This is a genomic window from Kordia sp. (assembly GCF_045105435.1).
Lineage (GTDB): Bacteria > Bacteroidota > Bacteroidia > Flavobacteriales > Flavobacteriaceae > Kordia.
On the sequence record NZ_JBGCDL010000380.1, the window covers coordinates 1 to 3,312 of the forward strand.

The 3,312-nt window shown below is 31.1% G+C and carries 4 protein-coding genes and 1 pseudogene; all 5 read left to right on the top strand.

Annotated features, from left to right (window positions below; genetic code table 11):
* Positions 1-353 (top strand): annotated as a pseudogene (locus AB8B65_RS19265) (Fic family protein); the annotation flags it as partial.
* A 192-nt stretch (positions 354-545) separates the two neighbouring features.
* Entirely contained in the window at positions 546-962 is a 417-nt protein-coding gene (locus AB8B65_RS19270) for a DUF4345 domain-containing protein (RefSeq protein ID WP_405302914.1), read from the top strand.
* A gap of 712 nt (positions 963-1,674) precedes the next feature.
* Positions 1,675-2,025 carry a DUF6864 domain-containing function gene (locus AB8B65_RS19275; RefSeq protein ID WP_405302915.1) on the top strand — a complete coding sequence of 117 codons (351 nt, stop codon included), beginning with the start codon at positions 1,675-1,677 and terminating at the stop codon, positions 2,023-2,025.
* A 1-nt stretch (position 2,026) separates the two neighbouring features.
* On the top strand, positions 2,027-2,440 hold the full coding sequence (locus tag AB8B65_RS19280) for a hypothetical protein (protein WP_405302916.1): 414 nt from the start codon (positions 2,027-2,029) through the stop codon (positions 2,438-2,440).
* 61 nt (positions 2,441-2,501) lie between these two features.
* On the top strand, positions 2,502-2,999 hold the full coding sequence (locus AB8B65_RS19285) for a hypothetical protein (RefSeq protein WP_405302917.1): 498 nt from the start codon (positions 2,502-2,504) through the stop codon (positions 2,997-2,999).
* The last annotated feature ends 313 nt before the right edge of the window (positions 3,000-3,312 follow it).

A 3,312-nucleotide genomic window follows, 5' to 3' on the forward strand; every position in this document is an offset into this window, starting at 1 on the left:
TTAGAGAAAAAGATGATTTAACTCAATGGCTTAAATTCTTCTTAGTAGGAGTTATTGAAACAGCTAAAAGTAGTATAAGCACATTTGACAGCATTTTAAAATTACAAAAAGAAGTTGAAGCTAAAATTCAAACATTAGGAAGTCGGTCACATAACGCTCAACTAATTTTAAATCATTTATTTCAAAGACCAATTTTAGATGCTCAAAAAGTAAAAGAACTAACAAAGCTCTCCTCACCTTCGGTTTATAAACTAATAGATGAGTTAGAAAAACTCGAAATACTAAAAGAAATAACTGGAGCAAAAAGAGGGAAACTTTACTTGTTTAGAGAATATACAAAACTATTTAAATAAAACGTTGTACAACAATGGCTATAAGTAATTGCTTATTTTCGCCTACTTCTGAAAATTCTTGCGGATTTTCAGTTAGGTGTATACTTGCAAAGTTAAGTGCTAAACCACGCAACTACTCATAGCCGAGACGTTGTGCGTAAGCTGAAAAAAATCCGTGCGAAAAAGAACTAATTAAGAAAGACATATGAAAACGTGAAGTCTGAAAAAAATATTAAGAATAAAATAAATTGGATTTTAAAGAATTTACATCTTCTCGTTTCTCTATTAATTGTATTTCCAACAGGTATAATTTATGGTTCACCAACAGTTTTACCTGAACATTTAGACATTCAAGTTGAAACGATTGACCTTTCCAATATGTTGAAAGCAATAATGTGCCTTTATATCGGAATTTCACTCGTATGGATTTTAGGAATCTGGAAAACTAAATATTGGAAAGTAGCAACTCAACTGAATATTTTATTTATGTTATCTCTCGCAACTGGAAGAGCGTTAAGTATGATAACAGATGGAATTCCGACAGGAGGTTATATCTTCGGAATAATTGCTGAATTTGTAATCGGACTTTATTCAATATACCAACTGAAAAATATGCGACGGAATGAATAGCAGAACGGAAAAGCCTACGCACAACACCGTATATAGCTCATAGCTAGTTAGTTGATTAATCGAAGTTAAGGTATATTTGTAAGTCCGCCAAATTTTTTAATTTAGCTTATTGAAAAGAAAAGGTAATAAGAAAATTAAAAAATTCGGCTCGTGCTTAAACGAATGGAAAAAATTAATTTGCACGCAACAAACCATATACACAAACGTTAGCGAACATATTGTTAAAAAACCTAACTGCTTGCAATTAGCCTGAATAGTTTAAAACCATTAGAGTTTGGTTTGGGTAAATTAGCACTTTTTAAAATGGTTTCTTTAAGGTCGTTGCTTTCTAAGTCTTAAGGCCTCTTATTAAAATTATAGCTTGCCTATGTTTTTTTAAGTGGACTGATTTTACTTACGTGTAAGCCGACTTGTTTTCTTTTTGCATAAGCTGGGGTAAAACCATAAACCAATAGGGTTTGTCTTTTAGGGCTGGAGAGATTTAAAAAAGAAACCATTTTAAAAAGGGTTTGGGAAGTCTAGCAATGGTTTGCTGCTTGGGCTAAGGAAAGCGCAACAACACGTTCGCTAACAATATGTATAATCTATACTAGTCGATTTTCCATTGGAAAATCTCCCTGTTTTTACTATATTTATTATGCGGCCCGAAATCTTGTAGATTTCTAGACCGTACAAATTATACACGGAACGTTGGCGAGCATAAAAAATAAATATGGAAATAAAAATAAAAACAGGGGAATACGAAGTTATCGCCTCAGGTAGTATTGTGGGAAACCATAATGAACCAATAGAATTTGAACTCAGTACGTTATTTTTCATTTTTGAATTTATAACAGACACAAACTCCCCAGAGTCTAAAATCAATAAAACGGGAATAGACGATAAAACCTTAAAAATTGAACTAATAAATTTTAATAATACACTTGGAACTAGAAATACGGCTCCTTTGCCAATCGGAACCGTAAACAATAGAAAACTATTTGTGAATTTCAGTTCTTATTCTCTTTCAGAAAGTACCGGACCAATTTTCCATTATTCATTTTTACACAAAATAGAGGATTAACATGGAAAATAAAGTAGACGCCTCGAACTTGAATGAATCATCCATATATGAAGGTGGTTCATTATCTCAAATAAATGCCTCAGACTTAAAGGATAATGAAATTGCTATTAAGCAATTAATCAACAATCATCTTCTTGTTATTGCACAAAGTCAACAGAAAGATATTGAGATTCAAGATTACAAATCAACAATTGAATATTTAAAAACATCTCCTTTCACGGCCATTATTGCTACTATTATCAATTTCTGCGGTTCAATAATGATTGGGTTTTCAGTCAATTTATATACTCAAGATCCATCTCCTAAGTATTCTTGGATTATTTTGACAGCCGGTGCTCTTTTAGTACTAACAGGTTCATTAAGTAATATTTTATATCCTTTTGCTCGAAAATGGTTTAATAAAGACGCTCGCTAACAAAATGTATAGTGCATACCCTGCGGGATACGCACCATACATAGAACGTTGCCAAACATATATGAAAATCGGAAATCATAAAATATTTTGTCTTTTTATTTTTACTCTATTCTGTAACTTGACTATTGCTCAAAATGAAATTTACTTTTTAATAAATAAGAATGATTCACTTATAAATACACAAATTTCAAATAAGCCGAAAACTTTCAATGGATACAGTCTATTTTATGATAAAAAAGTTAGAACAAAAAAGAATAATACACCGAATTTAAAACAATCAAAATCAGATGGAGTAATTACGATTTCGGAAGAAGATCCAAAGTATGATTATTACGTCTATGAAAAACCTTCAGTTGTATTCAGTTTTATAAAAGAATATGATAAATTAATTGATAAAAATGAGCTTAACGATTTAAAAATAATAAAAGACCGAAAGGAATTTCTGAAAATTAGTGAAAAAGGAGGTTTTGACGGACTAGGGAATACATATTATTTTCTTGAAAAAAGAGAAAACGAAAAGTACCTAATTAGAAAAGTTCACGCTGTAATATTTGAATAAGTGACTTTTATGAATAAAATACGTTTGGCAACACCGTATAAAAAAAATTGCTAAATTAGTGCTTAAATAAAGGTAGTTGCTTTTTTATCAACTTCTGAATTTCCTTCGGAAATTCCTCGCTGACAAAACCGCAACTTTCCTTATACAACAACGTTGTAAGTAATTTGACGCATGAACTTTCCTGAAATAGGTTGACTAAAAATTAATCACTTAATGATAGTCACTTATGAAACAACAAAATGAACACTGGCGAAAAAAAAGCTACCAAAAAGCAACCTTAGAAACCAAACTTTTAGTCGTCGACCAAATTCAA

What these genes read in the sequence shown, in the direction of transcription:
- AB8B65_RS19275 (WP_405302915.1), top strand. Translation starts at nt 1,675, where the DNA reads ATGGAAATAAAAATAAAAACAGGGGAATACGAAGTTATCGCCTCAGGT.
- AB8B65_RS19280 (WP_405302916.1), top strand. Translation starts at nt 2,027, where the DNA reads ATGGAAAATAAAGTAGACGCCTCGAACTTGAATGAATCATCCATATAT.
- AB8B65_RS19285 (WP_405302917.1), top strand. Translation starts at nt 2,502, where the DNA reads ATGAAAATCGGAAATCATAAAATATTTTGTCTTTTTATTTTTACTCTA.